This window comes from Marinobacter sp. LM1, assembly GCF_042763285.1.
Classification (GTDB): domain Bacteria; phylum Pseudomonadota; class Gammaproteobacteria; order Pseudomonadales; family Oleiphilaceae; genus Marinobacter; species Marinobacter nauticus.
Map to the genome: position 1 here is coordinate 936,938 of NZ_CP114373.1, position 17,299 is coordinate 954,236.

A 17,299-nucleotide genomic window follows, 5' to 3' on the forward strand; every position below is an offset into this window, starting at 1 on the left:
AAATTGCTACGGCTATGAGTGTCATTGTTTCGGATCGTCGCACGTTAATCGTAGGGCTCGGTAAGACCGGGCTTTCCTGCGTGCGTTACCTGTCCGGGCAGGGGCGTGAGATTGCTGTGGCTGATAGTCGCCTTCAGCCACCAGGCCTGGATGAGCTGAAGGCCGGTTGGCCAGACGTCCCGATTTACCTGGGCGAGTTTGATGAGGAGCTGTTTGCCGGTTTCAATGAGCTGATAGTCAGCCCGGGAATCAGTATTGCAGAGCCGGCGATTGCCGGTGCGGCGGCCAGGGGCGCCCGGATTCGCGGCGACATCGATTTATTCGCCGATGCGGCCGACGCGCCGATTATTGCCATCACCGGCTCTAACGGCAAAACCACGGTAACAACCCTGGTAGGGGAAATGGCACGAGCTGCGGGCCGCAATGTGCAGGTGGGCGGTAATATCGGTACGCCCGCGCTGGATTTGCTGGACCAGGGTGCGGATCTCTATGTGCTGGAGCTGTCGAGTTTTCAGCTGGAGACCACCGAAGAACTCGGGGCTCTGGCGGCCACTGTCCTGAATGTCAGCGATGATCACATGGACCGGTACCCGGACAAGATGGCGTATTTCCAGGCCAAACAACGGATCTACCGTGGCTGCAAAAATGCCATCGTGAACCTCGACGATGCCCTGAGCACGCCCATGGCTCGGGATACCCTGAGGTTTCTGTGTTTTGGCTTTAACCGGGTGAATCCGGAGACCTTCAGTACCCGGGATGATGACCAGGGCACCTGGATTACCTGGGGCCTGGATAACCTTTTGCTGGCCAGTGAACTCCAGTTGATGGGCAGGCATAACATCAGCAACGTGATGGCCGCCCTGGCGCTGGGGCACGCGGCTGGCCTGGCCATGGAGCCGATGCTGGAGGTGGCCCGCAGCTTCCGGGGGCTGCCCCATCGCTGTGAATTCGTCCGCAACCTGAATGGGGTGGATTACATCAATGATTCCAAAGGTACCAATGTTGGTGCCACGGTAGCCGCCATTGAAAGCCTGGTGCCGGATTCAGGCAAGGTGATCCTGATTGCAGGCGGAGATGGCAAAGGCGCGGATTTTCAGCCGCTCGCAGAGCCGGTGGCCGCATGCTGTCGGGCCTTGGTGCTGATTGGACGCGATGCCGGCAAGATATCCGAGGCGGTAGGCGTGTCAGTGCCGCAGTATCGCGCAACGTCACTGCAAGAGGCGGTCAGCCTTGCCCGCCAGGCGGCGGAGCCGGGCGATCGGGTGCTGTTGTCTCCAGCCTGTGCCAGCTTTGACATGTTCCGGGATTACAACGATCGCGGCGAACAGTTCCGCGCTTTGGTGGAGGGGCTGTGATGCAGGCAGGCGTCAGCGTTCCTCATTATCAGGGTGTGGCGGGTGAGTTGCAGCCGCTGCCGGTGCTGATTATTACCTCCGTGGCCTTGCTGGTGACCGGTGTGGTGATGATTTCATCTGCGTCGATGGACATGGCAGCGGCCACGTTGGGCAACAGTTACCACTACGTTATTCGCCAGATTCTGTTCGCAGGGCTTGGCTGCGCCACTGCCCTTGTAGCTGTTAACGTGCCGGTATCCTGGTGGGAACGCAGTGGCTGGTTGTTGCTGGGCATTGGACTTCTGGTGTTGGTGTTGGTGCTTACTCCTCTCGGCCGCACCGTCAATGGTTCTACCCGATGGATTCCCATGGGGCTGTTCAATGTGCAGGTGTCTGAAGTCGCCAAACTCTGCCTCATCGCCTACCTGGCGGGTTACGTGGTTCGTCGGCGGGAAGAGCTGCTTCATACCTGGCCAGGTTTTCTGAAACCGCTCGGGGTTCTGGGTGTGGCGTCGGTGTTGCTGGTCATCCAGCCGGACTTCGGCGCAACGGTTGTTCTGGTGACGGCGGCTGCGGGCATGATTTTTCTCAGCGGCGTAAGGCTAAGCCGTTTTATGCCATTGATTGGCGTACTGGCGGCACTGGGTACGGTTCTGGTGGTGACCCAACCGTATCGACTGAAGCGGGTGGTCAGCTATCTCGACCCCTGGAAAGACCAGTTCGACAGCGGTTATCAGCTCACTCAGTCACTGATTGCCTTTGGTCGAGGCGAGTGGGTGGGTGTTGGACTGGGCAACTCGGTACAGAAACTGTTCTTCCTGCCTGAGGCCCATACGGACTTTATCTACGCGATCATTGCCGAGGAATTCGGTTTGCTTGGAGCGCTGGTGGTGCTCGGCCTGTTTGCGGCGCTGGTGGTCAGTGGCCTGGTGATTGCCCGGCGTGCGGAGAAAGCCGGCATGGCGTTCGGCGCCTGTTTCAGCTACGGCATCACGCTGCTGATCGGATTGCAGGCGGGCATCAACATGGCGGTGAGTACTGGGCTCCTGCCAACCAAAGGCTTGACCTTGCCGCTGGTCAGTTATGGCGGCTCCAGCCTGATGGTTACCTGCATTGGTATCGCGGTTATCGCCCGGGTAGAACTGGAGCGGCAGGATCGGGCCAGGGTGGCATCGGAAATAAAGAGCAGCGGGCGCAAAGGAGGAGCAGTGTATGACTGATTCACCTCGCCGTCGCTTCCTGATGATGGCTGGTGGCACCGGCGGCCATGTGTTTCCTGCGTTGGCCACAGCCCGCGCGTTGCAGCAACGGGGGCACGAGGTGCACTGGCTCGGCGCCAGCGGCGGCATGGAAGAACGTCTGATTGGAGACACCGATATTCCGCTGTCGCTCATTCACATCTCCGGCCTGCGCGGTAAAGGCAAGCTGGCGCTGCTGCTGGCACCGTTCCGGTTGATGCGCGCCCTGGGCGAAGCCTACACCCATTTGCGCCGAATCCGCCCCGACTGCGTGGTAGGCATGGGCGGATTTGTCACGGGGCCGGGTGGTATTGCCGCCTGGCTGATGCGCAAGCCGCTGGTCATTCATGAACAGAACGCCATCGCTGGAATGACTAACCGTTGGCTCACACGTTTTGCCGAAACGGTGCTTGAGGCGTTTCCTGACAGTTTCGGCGACCAGACGGTTACCCGCTGTACTGGCAATCCGGTGCGGGGCGAAGTGGCGTCGATGGACGCCCCCGAACAACGATTGGCGGGCCGAAGTGGCAGGCTACGGGTGTTGGTTGTTGGTGGAAGCCTGGGAGCCCAGGTGTTCAATCAGCAACTGCCCCGGGCCCTGGCGCTGATGGCGGAGGCTGATCGCCCGGATGTTCGGCATCAGTGCGGTGAGAAGAATCTTGAGGTGGCCAGGGCGGCCTACGACGAAGCCGGAGTCAGTGCCAGCATTGAGCCCTTTATCCGCGATATGGCAGAGGCCTACGGCTGGGCTGATCTGGTGATCTGCCGTGCCGGTGCGCTGACGGTGTCTGAGCTCTGTGCGGCGGGAATTGGCGCGGTGCTGGTGCCATTCCCCCACGCAGTCGATGACCACCAGACCCGTAACGGCCAGCACATGGTGAAAGCCGGGGCGGCCATTCTGGTTCCTCAGCCAAAGCTGAACCCGGAGGTGCTGGCGGAAACCCTGAAAGATCTGGCAACAGATCGGAAACGAATTCTGACCATGGCGAAGGCCGCCCGCTCGCTGGCCCGCCCTGATGCAACGGAGAGAGTCGTGAATTACTGTCTGGAGGCCGCCAATGGCTGATGCAACCAATCCGCCACTGGTCTATCAGGTGCCGGAAATGCGCCGGATCCGCCGCATCCATTTTGTCGGGATCGGTGGTGCCGGGATGAGCGGTATCGCCGAAGTCCTGAAGAACCAGGGCTATGACGTATCTGGCTCTGATATCCGGGACAGTGCTGTTACTGCGCGCCTGCGGGCAATGGATGTCGATGTGTACATCGGTCATCGCGCCGAAAACACCGATCAGGCCGACGTGGTGGTAGTGTCTTCGGCCGTTGCCGGCGACAACCCGGAAGTCGTCTCTGCCCGTGAACGGCGGGTACCAATTGTACCCCGGGCCGAGATGCTGGCAGAGATCATGCGCTATCGCCATGGTATCGCTGTGGCCGGTACTCACGGCAAAACCACAACCACCAGCCTGATTGCCTCCGTGTTGGGCGAGGCCGGACTGGACCCCACCTTTGTGATCGGTGGCAAACTCAACAGCGCCGGAACCAATGCCCAATTGGGTGGTTCCCGTTACCTGGTGGCCGAGGCCGACGAAAGCGATGCGTCGTTCCTGCATCTGACACCGGTTATTTCTGTGGTCACCAACATTGAAGCTGACCACATGGACACCTACGGTGGGGATGTCGAAAAGCTCAAGCAGACCTTTGTGGACTTCCTGCACAACCTGCCGTTTTACGGTGTTGCGGTGATGTGTGTGGATGACGACTACGTTCAGGAAATCATTCCGCGCATTTCCCGGGCCATTATCACTTATGGCATCGACAATCCTGATGCTGATTACCGGGCGGAGAACATTACCTCTGATGGTCTGAAGACCCGATTCCTGGTTCGTCGCCCTGGTGGTCGGCCGGATCTCCAGGTGGAGCTGAAAATGCCGGGTCGTCACAACGTTCTGAACGCCCTGGCAACGATTGCCGTGGCGACCGACGAGGGGGTGGACGACCAGGCCATCTGCCGCGGGCTGGCTGGATTTGCCGGTGTTGGCCGTCGGTTCCAGGTGTATGGCGAGTACCAGACACCGAAAGCAGCAGCGACGCTGGTGGACGACTACGGCCACCACCCCACCGAGGTGGAGGCCGTCATCCGGGCTGCCCGCGAAGCCTGGCCCGAGCGCCGGATCGTGATGCTGTATCAGCCACACCGGTACACCCGGACCCGGGACCTATATGAGGATTTCGTGCGGGTATTGTCCGAAGTGGATGGACTGTTGCTGATGGATGTGTATTCCGCGGGTGAGCCGGCTATTCCGGGAGCAGACGGGCGGGCTTTGTGCCGGAGCATCCGGCAGCGGGGCAAGGTAGAACCCGTGTTCGTTGAAGATAACCGTGAAATCGAGAGTCTGCTGGCCAATGTCCTGCAGGATGGTGATCTGTTGATCACCCAGGGGGCCGGCGATATCGGTGGCGTAGCAGCAAGGCTGGCAGCAGCAGGAGTCAAGGCAAGTGAGTGATCTGACCCACAACGACATTCAGCCGTATCAGGCACCCCCCGAACTGGTTCGGGCACTGGGGCGCGTGGCTGTGTTCATGGGGGGCGATTCCGCCGAGCGGGAAGTATCCCTGAAAAGTGGCAAAGCCGTGCTGGCAGCGCTGCAATCGGCGGGTATTGATGCAGTTGGCCGGGACATTCGCGGCTGTCTGCTGCGGACCGTGGACGAACCCGATTTCGATCGGGTGTTCATTGCCCTTCATGGCCGTGGTGGCGAAGACGGGACCCTTCAGGCGATCCTTGGGCAGGCAGGCATTCCCTATACCGGCAGTGAAGTGCTGGCATCGGCACTGGCCATGGACAAATTGCGCACCAAGTATGTGTTCGAAGGTTGTGGGCTGCCTACGCCGGCATTTCGTGCCATGACCTCCGTGAGCGAGGCCGAGGACATTGTGACGGCACTGGGGGCGCCCCTGAGTGTGAAACCGGCCCACGAAGGTTCGAGTATCGGTATCCGTAAAGTGAGCAGCGCGGCAGAGCTGGCTGAAGCCTATGAGGCGGCAGCCCGGCTGGATGATCTGGTGCTGGTAGAGCAGTGGATCGAAGGGCCGGAGTTTACCGTCAGCCTGCTACAGGACAAAGCGTTACCGGCGATTGGCCTGAGCACCGATCACGCCTTTTACGACTATGACGCCAAGTACCTGGCGGACGATACCCGGTACCGTATTCCCTGTGGTCTGGCGCCGGATGACGAATTGAGATTGCAGCATCTGGCCCTGGATGCCTTCCGGGTGCTGGGCTGTCGCACCTGGGGACGGGTCGACATCATGCAGGACCGGACCGGTGAGTTCTGGTTGCTTGAGGTGAACACGGTTCCCGGTATGACGGACCACAGCCTGGTGCCGATGGCTGCAAAGGCGGCCGGCATCAGTTTTGAAGAACTGGTGGTGCGAATTCTCAGGGATACGCTGGCGGAGGGCATCGATGCTTGAGACGTTGCTGATCCGGAGCCGGGCGGTACCGCCCGAACCGCCACGCCGCCGGGGGGCAACCTCTGTCGGGCCTGAGCGGGACCGGTTTGGTGTGTTGAAAGCTGTGCTGTCGGCCGTACCCTGGTTGCAGGTCGGCCTGGGCGCAACGGTGGTACTTCTGGCCGCCATGGTGCCCTGGGCAACGGACCGGATGCTGACCGCCATGGATCAGCAGATCCTGGCGGTGGATGTGCGGGGCGAATTTGTTGGCGACAGCCAGACGGCTATTGAGCGAGCGGCCGGCGCCTGGATTGGCAAAAGCTATTTCGCCACCGATCTGGCTGACATCAAGGCTGAACTGGAACGGCGCCCCTGGGTGGCGTCGGCAGCGATAAAGCGAGTCTGGCCAGGCCGTCTTGAAATCGATATTCGGGAAAAGAAGCCATTGGCCTACTGGACCGATGGTCGACTGGTGAGCCGTTCAGGCGAACTGTTCTCGCCGCCGAATCCGGAGGTGGCCGGAAAGCTGCCTCGTCTGGCTGGGCCGGATGAGCGGGTCAGGGACGTGATCGGTATGGCCCGGACCATGAGCGAGCAGTTGGTGGGATATGGCCTGGGTTTTGCCGGACTGGCGCTGGAGCAACGTGGCGCCTGGACCCTGACTCTCAGCAATGGCATCGAAGTGGTGCTGGGGCGAGATCAGGTAGAACAACGGTTTGAACGCTTTATCACCGTTTATGAGAACCGTCTGGCCTCGCGGGTTGATGAGGTCAGCCGGATAGATGTCCGCTACTCGAACGGGGTAGCGGTGCAGTGGAAGACGGACGTGGCTCAGGCTGCTCCGAAATCCTGATAACGATTACTACGAACCTGGGGTTTGGTGAAACACATGTCATCGGTTGAAACGGAAAACATGATTGTCGGCCTGGATATTGGAACCTCCAAGGTGGTGGCGATAGTCGGCAAGCGCAAGATGGATGGAACCATCGAAGTAGTCGGTATCGGTTCACACCCGTCCCGGGGGCTCAAGCGCGGTGTAGTGGTGAACATTGAAACCACGGTACAGGCCATTCAGCGCGCAGTCGAAGAGGCTGAACTGATGGCGGGGTGTCGCATTCATTCGGTGTACGCCGGTATTGCTGGCAGCCACATCAAGAGCCTGAATTCCCACGGCATCGTGGCGATCCGAGACCGGGAAGTCACCCAGGCGGATATTGACCGGGTGATTGACGCTGCCCAGGCGGTGGCGATTCCGGCGGACCAGAAAATCCTGCACATCCTGCCTCAGGAGTTCGTCATCGATAACCAGGAAGGTATCAAGGAACCGATGGGGATGTCAGGTGTGCGGCTGGAGGCCAAGGTGCACCTGGTGACCTGTGCCGTGAATGCAGCCCAGAACATCGAGAAGTGTGTCAAGCGCTGTGGGCTGGAAGTGGACGACATCATTCTGGAACAACTGGCTTCCAGCCACGCCATCCTGACCGAGGATGAAAAAGAATTGGGCGTCTGTGTGGTGGATATCGGTGGTGGTACAACCGACATTGCCGTGTTCACGGGCGGGGCAATTCGCCATACCGCAGTCATCCCGATCGCCGGTGACCAGGTGACCAACGACATTGCCATGGCGTTGCGCACGCCCACCCAGAATGCCGAGGAAATCAAGATCAAGTACGCCTGCGCCCTGACCCAACTGGCGGGTGCGGAAGAAACCATCAAGGTTCCCAGCGTGGGAGACCGGGCTCCGCGGGATCTTTCGCGTCAGGCTCTGGCGGAGGTCGTTGAGCCCCGCTATGAGGAGCTGTTCACGCTGGTGCAGTCTGAGTTACGCCGGTCCGGGTTCGAGGATCTGATCCCGGCAGGCATCGTGATTACAGGCGGCTCGTCCACCATGGAAGGGGTGGTGGAGCTGGCTGAAGAAATCTTCCACATGCCGGTAAGACTGGCCTGTCCGCAGGCGGTTTCCGGTATGACGGAAGTGGTCAACAACCCGATATACGCCACTGGCGTCGGATTGTTGATCCATGGCTTCCGGCAAATGGATCTTGGCCGGGCGCCGGTGCTCAAGGGGGAGGAGGCTCCCTCGCTGGTTGAGCGCATGAAAGCCTGGTTCACCGGTCATTTCTGACGGTGTTCCGGTTGCAGTACACGAAGGTCTCTCGAAAAAAACACAACGATTGAAGCAACCGGCCTGGAAAGGCCGGACACAGCACGAAGGAGTAGGGGAAATGTTTGAACTCGTTGATAATGTTCAGCAGAACGCAGTTATCAAGGTCGTCGGTGTTGGCGGTGGCGGTGGCAACGCCGTTCGTCACATGCTCAACAGCGACGTGGAAGGCGTTGAATTTATCTGCGCCAACACAGATGCCCAGGCCCTGAAGGACCTGGACGCACGTCAGATTATTCAGCTGGGTGGCAACATCACGAAGGGCCTGGGTGCGGGTGCCAATCCGGAAGTCGGTCGCCAGTCTGCACTGGAAGATCGCGACCGTATTGCCGAAGCTCTGAGCGGCTCCGATATGGTGTTCATCACCGCCGGCATGGGTGGCGGTACCGGCACCGGAGCAGCCCCCGTGGTTGCTGAAGTTGCCCGTGAGCTGGGTATCCTTACGGTTGCGGTGGTTACCAAGCCATTCCAGTTTGAAGGCGGCAAGCGCATGAGCGTGGCTGAAGCCGGTCTGAAGGAACTGGAAGAGAGCGTTGACTCCCTGATTACCATTCCCAATGAAAAGCTGTTGGCAGTCATGGGCAAGAAAACCAGCCTGCTGGATGCCTTTGCCTCCGCCAATGATGTGTTGCTGGGTGCGGTTCAGGGCATTGCTGACCTGATTACCCGCAACGGTATGATCAACGTCGACTTTGCCGACGTGAAAACGGTTATGTCCGAGATGGGCATGGCGATGATGGGTACCGGTCGCGCCACCGGCGAGAATCGTGCCCGTGAAGCCGCAGAAGCCGCGGTTCGCAGCCCGCTGCTCGAAGATATCAACCTGCAGGGTGCCAAGGGTATTCTGGTCAATATCACCGCTGGTATGGACCTGAATCTGGGCGAGTTCTCCGAAGTGGGCGACATTGTGCGCGAATTCGCGTCCGATTCAGCCACTGTGGTGGTCGGTACCGTGATCGATCCGGAAATGACCGACGAGCTCAAGGTTACTGTTGTGGCGACTGGCCTGGGTGGCGAGCGCGAGAAGCCGACCAAGGTGGTGGACAACACCCGTACCCTCGATGGCAAGACCGATTACAACCAGCTGGATCGCCCGGCCGTGTTGCGTCGTCGTGCGGTTGCCCAGGGTAATGTGGCGCTGGATCAGAGCAAAGAAAGCGAAGAACAGGGCGTGGACTATCTCGATATTCCCGCATTCCTTCGCCGGCAGGCTGATTGATAATCTGTTTCAACCGTGGCAGGGCTGGCTTTACTGTGAATCAGAAAGCATAAGCTTCCGCCTAAGTTGAGCTGATGCGCCATAGCTCATGACTATTGCAAAAGTTAAGTAAAGTCATGTTGGTTAAATGGTACTCAGTCTTGAATTCTGATATTCTCCGGGCAGTTTTTTGCTCAGAATATCGACTTTTTGTGACGGAATAATGAACCGATGATCAGACAACGGACACTCAAAAACACCATCCGCGCGACCGGTGTTGGCCTGCATTCCGGGGAAAAGGTATACCTGACCCTGAAGCCAGCACCCGTCGACACGGGGATCATCTTCCGCCGCACGGACCTCGACCCGATGGTCGAAATCCGTGCCTGTGCGGAGAATGTGGGTGAGACCATGCTGTCCACGACGCTGGTAAAAGACGGTGTCCGTGTGGCGACGGTAGAGCATCTGCTCTCCGCCATGGCTGGTCTCGGCATCGACAACTGTTTTGTCGAACTCAGCGCTGCAGAAGTGCCGATCATGGATGGCTCTGCCGGGCCGTTCGTGTTCCTGCTTCAGTCTGCCGGTATCTCCGAGCAGGAAGCGGCCAAGCGTTTTATCCGCATCAAGCGCGAAGTCACTGTGGAAGAGGGCGACAAAAAAGCTACCTTCCTGCCGTTTGAAGGCTTCAAGGTGAGCTTCGGGATTGATTTCGATCACCCGGTCTTCAAGGGCCGTGCCCAGACAGCGACCGTGGACTTTTCCAGCACCTCCTTTGTGAAGGAAGTGTCCCGGGCCAGAACCTTCGGGTTCATGCGCGATATCGAAAAGCTGCGGGCGATGAACCTGGCACTGGGTGGCAGCGTGGATAATGCGATTGTGGTGGACGACTACAAGATCCTCAATGAGGACGGTCTCCGCTACGATGACGAGTTCGTCAAGCACAAGGTACTGGATGCCATCGGCGATCTCTATCTGTTGGGCAACAGCCTGATTGGTGAGTTCCGTGGTATCAAATCAGGTCACGACCTGAACAACAAGCTGCTGCGCAAGCTCAGGGCAGAAGAAGATGCATGGGAAGTAGTGACCTTCGATGATGAAGCCACTGCACCTATCTCTTACATGAAACCTGTGCTGGCGGCGGGTTAAGGCGGGAAGCCTTAATCCCGGACGTGGCTGGCGAGTTTTTCGAGAACCTCGCGTAGAGCTTTATCCTTCGTGTGCCCGGCTTCCTCCTGGAGGAGCCGGGCATTTTCTTTGCTGAGCGGCTCTTTTACCGGTTTGCGTCGGCTGGCGAATCTGGGTGGGCTGACCTTGATTCTGACCTTCCAGACGTAGCGGAACAGTTCATTCTCCCTCAGTGCCGACATGATCTCGTGCTGGCGGAAGCGCAGTCGCGTGGCTTTGCTCGCGTTATCAGTGGACAGCACCAGTTCCCCCTCCCGACAGCTGACGAATCGGGTAGCCTCGGACAGTTCTGCGGGAATGGCCGCGAGTACCAGTTGTTCGGCCTGTAGGTGCAGTTCGGCTTTGGACATCAGCTCTTTGAGCGTATTGTTGCCAGCCGATCCTTTGCCGAAGATCATTTTTTGATCATTTTTTTCCGTCATGGTCGCTTTTTTCTCGACGAGCCTGTTTACGATTGGTTACACTTCGGCACGCTTTGTGCGTAGCGCCATTGTTACTCTCGTTTTACATTGTCACGAGTGAGAGAGTCTACCGGGCGCTGCGATTATTCAGTACGTAGTTGTTGCCAAGGATAGCAGACCCGCTCGGAATATTTCCGGGTCGCAGCACTACAGGGATACGGTTGCGGCTCAACAATGAAACCGAAAGACGATATGAACGTAATTTTCGTAGGCAAACGTCACGGTCAGTCCAGGGCAATACCGCTGAATGGGCCGCTGTTGTGTGGCCTGGTCTTTCTGGTGTTGGCCACGCTGGCGGCAGCCGGATGGGCTGGCTATCAGGTGGCGATCAGTCAGTTTGAAGCTCGGCAACCCACCGAGTCTGAGCTTGTGGCCGGCTGGAAAGAAAGGCTGCAAGATCAGAAGGACGAAGTCGCCCGGGTTCGTGAGAACGTGCAGCAGCAGATTGATGCACTGACCCTTCGGCTGGGCCAGATTCAGGGTCGTCTGCTGCGCCTGGATGCGCTCGGCCAGCGATTCGTGGAAACGGGCATGGTCGCCAGCGATGAATTCAATTTTGACAAGCCGGCAGCGGTTGGTGGCCCCGAAGAAGATGTGCTACCCGGGGATTCCTACACGGCTCCCGAGCTGACGGACATGATCAATCAGTTGGAACAGCAGATCAACGATCGCGAAAAGCAACTGCGCCTGCTCGATAAAGTCGCTTCCCGCAAAAAGCTGGAAGATGAGCTCTATGTGCAGGGGCGGCCGATCACCTGGGGCTGGCTCTCGTCCAAATACGGATACCGCTCGGATCCTTTTACCGGAAAACGTAGCTGGCATGCCGGTGTTGATCTGGCAGGCAAGGAAGGCAGCGATATTATTGCCGTGGCGGCTGGTGTTGTAACCTGGGCGGACGAGCGCTATGGCTACGGAAATCTGGTTGAAATCGACCATGGCGACGGCCTGGTTACCCGTTATGCCCATGCCAAGGCCATCAAGGTTAAGGTTGGGGATGTGGTGCAGAAAAGCCAGGTTGTTGCACTGATGGGCAGCACCGGCCGGTCCACCGGCCCCCATGTGCATTTTGAAGTTATCCGCAATGGTAAATCCGAAAATCCCGTGAAATACATCCAGCGCGCAAGCCGCTGATTCCATTCCCGTGAACCCCGCCTTTTGTCCTGTCGCCAAATAAGGTTAGAATGCCGGCTTCCTCCGTTTAACTGAAGAAGCAGTGGTCTATGTTCACAAAGCTTGCAACCAAGATGTTCGGCAGTAAGAACGCCAGAGAAATCAAGAGGATGCGCAAAGTTGTCACGCGCATCAATGAACTTGAGGAACAGTTTGGCGCATTGTCTGACACCGAGTTGCAAGGCAAGACCGCTGAGTTCCGGCGCAGACTTGATGAAGGTGAAGCGCTGGACAGCCTGCTGCCTGAAGTGTTTGCCACAGTGCGGGAGGCCAGCCGCCGGGTGATGGGCATGCGCCACTACGATGTCCAGCTCATCGGGGGCATGACCCTGCATGAAGGTCGAATCGCCGAAATGAAGACCGGTGAAGGGAAAACTCTGGTGGCTACCGCCGCGGTCTACCTGAATGCGCTTCCCGGTAAAGGCGTGCACGTGGTAACCGTGAACGATTACCTGGCTCGCCGTGACGCCGAATGGATGGGCAAACTTTACCGTTTCCTCGGCATGCAGGTGGGAGTAGTGGCGTCGGGCCAGCCGCCGGAAGAAAAGCGTGCCGCCTATCAGGCCGATATCACCTATGGCACCAATAACGAGTTCGGTTTCGACTATCTGCGCGACAACATGGCCTTCAGCATTGAGGACAAGGTTCAGCGCGGTCTTAACTTTGCCATTGTCGATGAAGTCGATTCCATCCTGATCGACGAGGCCCGTACCCCGCTCATTATTTCCGGTGCCGCTGAGGATTCTTCCAAACTGTATCAGGCCGTCAATGCTCTGGTGCCGAGTCTTGAGAAAGGCGAGGTGAGCGAGGAAGGTGAATCCTCCGGTGACTTCACCATTGATGAGAAATCCCGTCAGGTTGAACTGACCGAATCCGGTCATGAGAAGGTTGAAGATCTGCTGCTTGGTCAGGGCCTGCTGAAGGAGGGTGAAAGCCTGTATTCGGCTGCCAACCTGAGCTTGCTGCACCATGTGCACTCGGCGCTCCGAGCCCATCACCTGTTCCAGAAAGACGTGGATTACATTGTCCAGGGCGGTCAGGTGGTGATCGTAGATGAACACACTGGCCGGACCATGCCCGGACGCCGGTGGAGCGAAGGTCTGCATCAGGCGATTGAAGCAAAAGAAGGGCTCAAGATTCAGGCCGAAAGTCAGACGCTGGCGTCGACTACCTTCCAGAACTATTTCCGTCTCTATGACAAGCTGGCCGGTATGACCGGTACCGCCGATACCGAAGCTTTCGAATTCCGCCAGATTTACGGTCTGGACGTGGTGGTTATTCCGCCGAACAAGCCTATTCAGCGGATTGATTACAACGACCTGGTGTACCTGACCCAGGAAGAGAAATTCCACGCTATCATCGACGAAATCAAGGATGTGACCGCAGAAGGGCGGCCCATTCTGGTGGGCACCGCGTCCATCGAAGCCTCCGAACTTCTGTCCATGCTGCTGAAGAAGGCGCGCATTGACCACAAGATCCTGAACGCCAAACAGCACGAATCGGAAGCCTTGATTATTGCCCAGGCAGGGCGCCCGGGTGCGGTTACCATCGCCACCAATATGGCGGGTCGGGGTACCGATATTGTCCTCGGTGGCAACTGGGAGTACGAAGTTGCGGCCCTGGATAATCCCTCGGAAGAGGAAGTGGCTCGCATGAAGGCGGAGTGGACTGAGCGCCACAACCAGGTACTGGACGCCGGTGGCTTGCACATCATCGGTACCGAGCGCCACGAGTCCCGCCGGATTGATAACCAGCTCCGGGGTCGTGCCGGTCGTCAGGGGGATCCGGGCTCTTCCCGATTCTTCCTCTCGCTGGAGGACAACCTGATGCGGATCTTTGCGCCGGAGCGCGTGAAGAATCTGATGCAGGCCATGGGCATGAAGAAAGGTGAAGCCATCGAGCACCGGATGGTCACCAATGCCATTGAAAAGTCGCAGCGCAAGGTCGAAGGCCGCAACTTCGATATGCGTAAAACGCTGCTTGAATACGACGATGTCGCCAACGATCAGCGTACGGTCATTTACGAGCAGCGCAACGAGGTGATGGCGTCCAACGACATTTCCGAGATGATCGATACCATTCGCGAAGACGTGGTGGATTCGGTGGTCAGTGAGTTTATTCCGCCGCAAAGCATGCCCGAGCAGTGGGATGTGCAGGGGCTGGAGGCTCAGTTGCAGTCCGAGATGGCGATTGAGCTGCCCATCCAGCAGTGGCTGAAGGACGACAATAAACTGTATGAAGACAATCTTCGCCAGAAGATTCTCGACGCCATTGTGGCTGAGTACAAGGCCAAGGAAGAAGTGGCCGGTTCCGAAGCCATGCGCAAGTTTGAGAAGCAGGTGTTCCTGCAGGTGCTGGATACCCTGTGGAAGGAGCATTTGTCCAACATGGATCACCTGCGCCGGGGTATCCATCTGCGTGGCTACGCTCAGAAGAACCCGAAGCAGGAATACAAGCGCGAGGCGTTTAACCTGTTCGAAACCATGCTCGATACCATGAAGCGTGACGTTACCCGGGTTTTGTGCCATGTGCGGGTTCAGAGCCAGGAGGAAATGGCGGAAATCGAACGTCGACGCAAGGAAGAGCTGGAGCGGGAAATGGCGCGCGCCAAACTCCGCCACGAGCAGGCCAGTGCCGCCCAGGCAGAAGGTGAGGGTGACGATGGCCAGCAGGCCCAGCAGGCAACCCCGGAGACCTTTGTCCGCCAGGAGCGCAAGGTCGGTCGTAACGAGCCTTGCCCCTGCGGGTCTGGCAAAAAGTACAAGCAATGCTGCGGAAAGGTGAGCTGATCAGCCACTGAGTACCGGAAACCAGAACCCGCAATTCGCCAGTGCGCTGGCGCTTGCGGGTTCTGTCGTTTGAAGATCAGGAAAATTCAAGGAGACAGGCATGGCGGTAGGTCCAGGAACCTTACCCGATTTCTTCCCGGTGGCGGGAATCAAGCTGGGCATAGCCAGTGCGGGGATCAAAAAGCCCGGCAGAAAAGACATCGTGGTGTTTGAACTGGCGCCGGAAACCCGGGTAGCGGGTATTTTTACCCGCAACCAGTTCTGTGCGGCCCCAGTGGTCCTCAGTCGCCGCCACCTGTCCCAGGATGCTCCGCGCTATCTGTTGATCAATACCGGCAATGCCAACGCCGGTACCGGCGAACGGGGCCTGGCAGACGCCGCGGCCTGCTGCCAGGCGCTGGCCAAAGAGGCGGGCATTTCTGCCAGCCAGGTATTGCCGTTCTCTACCGGGGTGATTGGAGAGCCATTGCCGGTCGCCAAGATCGTCAGCGCGCTGCCGGAGGCTCTGGCCGACACCCGGGAAGATCGCTGGGCAGAGGCGGCATCCGGCATCATGACCACCGATACCCGCCCTAAAGGCGCGTCGCGGCAGCTGGATCTGGATGGCCATCGGGTGACCATTTCCGGAATCAGCAAGGGCGCGGGCATGATTCGCCCCAACATGGCCACCATGCTCGGCTTCATCGCTACCGATGCCCGTCTTGCGCCGGAGGTACTGCAAACGCTGGCTTCTGAGCTCGGAGAGAAGTCGTTCAACCGCATTACCATTGACGGCGACACCTCCACCAACGATGCCTGCATGCTGATGGCCAGTGGCCAGTATGGCGGGCCTGAGATTACCGCCGACAGCCCGCTGCTGCCGGAACTGCGGGCGGCCTTGCAGGACGTGTACCTGGAGCTGGCCCACGCCATTGTCCGGGATGGCGAGGGGGCTACCAAATTCGTCACCATTGATGTCAGCGGCGCAGCCAGCCAGCAAGAAGCGCTTGATGTAGCCTATACCGTGGCGCACTCCCCGCTGGTGAAAACCGCCCTGTTCGCGTCAGACCCGAACTGGGGGCGTATCCTGGCGGCCGTTGGTCGTGCCGGTGTGGAGAATCTGGACCTCAATGCCCTTGAAATTTACCTGGGCGATGTCTGCCTGGTGCGCAACGGTGGCCGTGCCGACGACTACTCCGAGGCTCGGGGCCAGGCGGTGATGGATCAGGAAGAGATCACCATTGCTATTGACCTGAAGCGGCGCAATGTCCGGGAAACGGTCTGGACCTGTGATTTTTCCCATGATTACGTGACCATCAATGCCGAATACCGTACCTGAGTCTGTCGAGGGTCTTTCGGCTAACCGTAAGACTGTTCATGTAGCGGTGGGCGTGATCGTTCGCGATGGTCGTGTCCTGATTGCAAGGCGCCCGGACAAAGCCCATCAGGGCGGTTTGCTGGAGTTTCCGGGTGGTAAGGTCGAGCCCGGAGAAACCGTCCAGCAGGCACTGTGTCGGGAAATCGCCGAAGAGACCGGGCTGGTTCTGACTGAGGACAGCCTGGAGCCGGTGATTGGCATACGTCACGACTACGGCGACAAGTGTGTGTTTCTTGATGTCTGGTCAAGCCACTCGGCTCAGGGCGAGCCAGAGGGGAAAGAAGGTCAGCCGGTCAGCTGGCTGGCTCCTGAGGCGCTCAAGGACGAAGAGTTTCCTGCCGCTAACCGGCCCATCATCAGGGCGCTGCGATTGCCCCATCGGCTGGCGGTTACCGGAACAATTGAGGATGCGCCGGCAGGCCTGGCCAGACTCGGTGCCGCTCTCGACCGGGGGCAGCCGGATTCACTGGTGGTGCTTCGCGCTCCGACCCTCTCAGGGGCTGCGTACCTTGAGCTGGCCGCAGCGGCTCTGGGCGGGTGCCGGGAAAGGGGCGTCGGGTTGATTCTGCATGGGACGGCAGACCTGTGTCGGGCCGTTCCAGATGTCCAGGGCGTTCACCTGCCCTGGCGCGAGGCGCAGCAGCATTCAGAGCGCCCTGTCAGCGACGATTACTGGTTGGGTGTGTCTTGCCATAGTGCTGAGCAATTGCGCCATGCAGAGCGCCTGGGGGCGGATTACGTGGTCCTGGGTAATGTGCTGGAGACTCCCAGCCATCCGGGGCAGCCCGGAATCGGGTGGGCTGCTTTTCAGGCGTTGGCGGCAACGGCAAATGTGCCGGTTTACGGTATCGGAGGTCTCGGACCTGAGCACCAGTTCCGGGCCCGCGCGCTTGGTGGCCAGGGCGTGGCTGGTATCGGTTTCTGGTGGTAGCCATCTGTGGCCCGGGGCG

The 17,299-nt window shown here is 58.9% G+C and carries 13 protein-coding genes and 1 pseudogene; 13 read left to right on the forward strand and 1 reads right to left on the reverse strand.

The window, feature by feature from the left end; all coding sequences use genetic code 11:
- Positions 1 to 14 precede the first annotated feature (14 nt).
- From murD to lpxC, 9 genes and pseudogenes are all read left to right on the forward strand, one after another.
- Complete coding sequence (murD, locus tag OZ656_RS04355; RefSeq protein ID WP_153740855.1) at positions 15 to 1,355, forward strand: UDP-N-acetylmuramoyl-L-alanine--D-glutamate ligase; 1,341 nt, start codon at positions 15 to 17, stop codon at positions 1,353 to 1,355.
- Positions 1,355 to 2,554: a putative lipid II flippase FtsW gene (gene ftsW / locus OZ656_RS04360; RefSeq protein WP_153740856.1), complete on the forward strand. Its 1,200-nt coding sequence runs from the start codon at positions 1,355 to 1,357 to the stop codon at positions 2,552 to 2,554. The genes murD and ftsW overlap by 1 nt, the downstream gene beginning before the upstream one ends.
- Complete coding sequence (murG, locus tag OZ656_RS04365; RefSeq protein WP_153740857.1) at positions 2,547 to 3,638, forward strand: undecaprenyldiphospho-muramoylpentapeptide beta-N-acetylglucosaminyltransferase; 1,092 nt, start codon at positions 2,547 to 2,549, stop codon at positions 3,636 to 3,638. The genes ftsW and murG overlap by 8 nt, the downstream gene beginning before the upstream one ends.
- Positions 3,631 to 5,076, forward strand: a complete 1,446-nt coding sequence (gene murC, locus OZ656_RS04370; RefSeq protein WP_153740858.1) for a UDP-N-acetylmuramate--L-alanine ligase — start codon at positions 3,631 to 3,633, stop codon at positions 5,074 to 5,076. Before murG ends, murC begins: the two co-directional genes overlap by 8 nt.
- On the forward strand, positions 5,069 to 6,046 hold the full coding sequence (locus OZ656_RS04375) for a D-alanine--D-alanine ligase (RefSeq protein WP_014420638.1): 978 nt from the start codon (positions 5,069 to 5,071) through the stop codon (positions 6,044 to 6,046). Before murC ends, OZ656_RS04375 begins: the two co-directional genes overlap by 8 nt.
- On the forward strand, positions 6,039 to 6,878 hold the full coding sequence (locus tag OZ656_RS04380) for a cell division protein FtsQ/DivIB (protein ID WP_011785908.1): 840 nt from the start codon (positions 6,039 to 6,041) through the stop codon (positions 6,876 to 6,878). Before OZ656_RS04375 ends, OZ656_RS04380 begins: the two co-directional genes overlap by 8 nt.
- Positions 6,879 to 6,914: 36 nt before the next feature.
- Complete coding sequence (ftsA, locus tag OZ656_RS04385; protein WP_011785907.1) at positions 6,915 to 8,150, forward strand: cell division protein FtsA; 1,236 nt, start codon at positions 6,915 to 6,917, stop codon at positions 8,148 to 8,150.
- 100 nt (positions 8,151 to 8,250) lie between these two features.
- A pseudogene (ftsZ, locus tag OZ656_RS04390) lies at positions 8,251 to 9,240 on the forward strand (cell division protein FtsZ); the annotation flags it as partial.
- A gap of 378 nt (positions 9,241 to 9,618) precedes the next feature.
- On the forward strand, positions 9,619 to 10,533 hold the full coding sequence (gene lpxC / locus OZ656_RS04395; RefSeq protein ID WP_011785905.1) for a UDP-3-O-acyl-N-acetylglucosamine deacetylase: 915 nt from the start codon (positions 9,619 to 9,621) through the stop codon (positions 10,531 to 10,533).
- Positions 10,534 to 10,544: 11 nt separating this feature from the next.
- Here the strand turns inward: lpxC and OZ656_RS04400 are convergent, their stop codons facing one another.
- A complete protein-coding gene (locus OZ656_RS04400) occupies positions 10,545 to 10,994 on the reverse strand; it encodes a DUF721 domain-containing protein (RefSeq protein ID WP_183580810.1) in 450 nt (149 codons plus the stop codon).
- Between the two features lie 231 nt (positions 10,995 to 11,225).
- On the opposite strand from OZ656_RS04400, the gene OZ656_RS04405 reads away from it, so the two are divergent.
- The 4 genes from OZ656_RS04405 to OZ656_RS04420 all read left to right on the forward strand — a co-directional run bounded on the left by OZ656_RS04405 (position 11,226) and on the right by OZ656_RS04420 (position 17,280).
- Complete coding sequence (locus OZ656_RS04405; protein ID WP_379944998.1) at positions 11,226 to 12,164, forward strand: M23 family metallopeptidase; 939 nt, start codon at positions 11,226 to 11,228, stop codon at positions 12,162 to 12,164.
- An 89-nt stretch (positions 12,165 to 12,253) separates the two neighbouring features.
- The gene (gene secA / locus OZ656_RS04410) at positions 12,254 to 14,992 is read left to right on the forward strand and encodes a preprotein translocase subunit SecA (RefSeq protein ID WP_206854884.1); all 2,739 of its coding nucleotides are present in this window, start codon (positions 12,254 to 12,256) and stop codon (positions 14,990 to 14,992) included.
- Between the two features lie 100 nt (positions 14,993 to 15,092).
- Complete coding sequence (gene argJ / locus OZ656_RS04415; RefSeq protein WP_278350338.1) at positions 15,093 to 16,310, forward strand: bifunctional glutamate N-acetyltransferase/amino-acid acetyltransferase ArgJ; 1,218 nt, start codon at positions 15,093 to 15,095, stop codon at positions 16,308 to 16,310.
- Positions 16,291 to 17,280 carry a Nudix family hydrolase gene (locus OZ656_RS04420; protein WP_183580808.1) on the forward strand — a complete coding sequence of 330 codons (990 nt, stop codon included), beginning with the start codon at positions 16,291 to 16,293 and terminating at the stop codon, positions 17,278 to 17,280. Before argJ ends, OZ656_RS04420 begins: the two co-directional genes overlap by 20 nt.
- Positions 17,281 to 17,299: the final 19 nt, after the last annotated feature.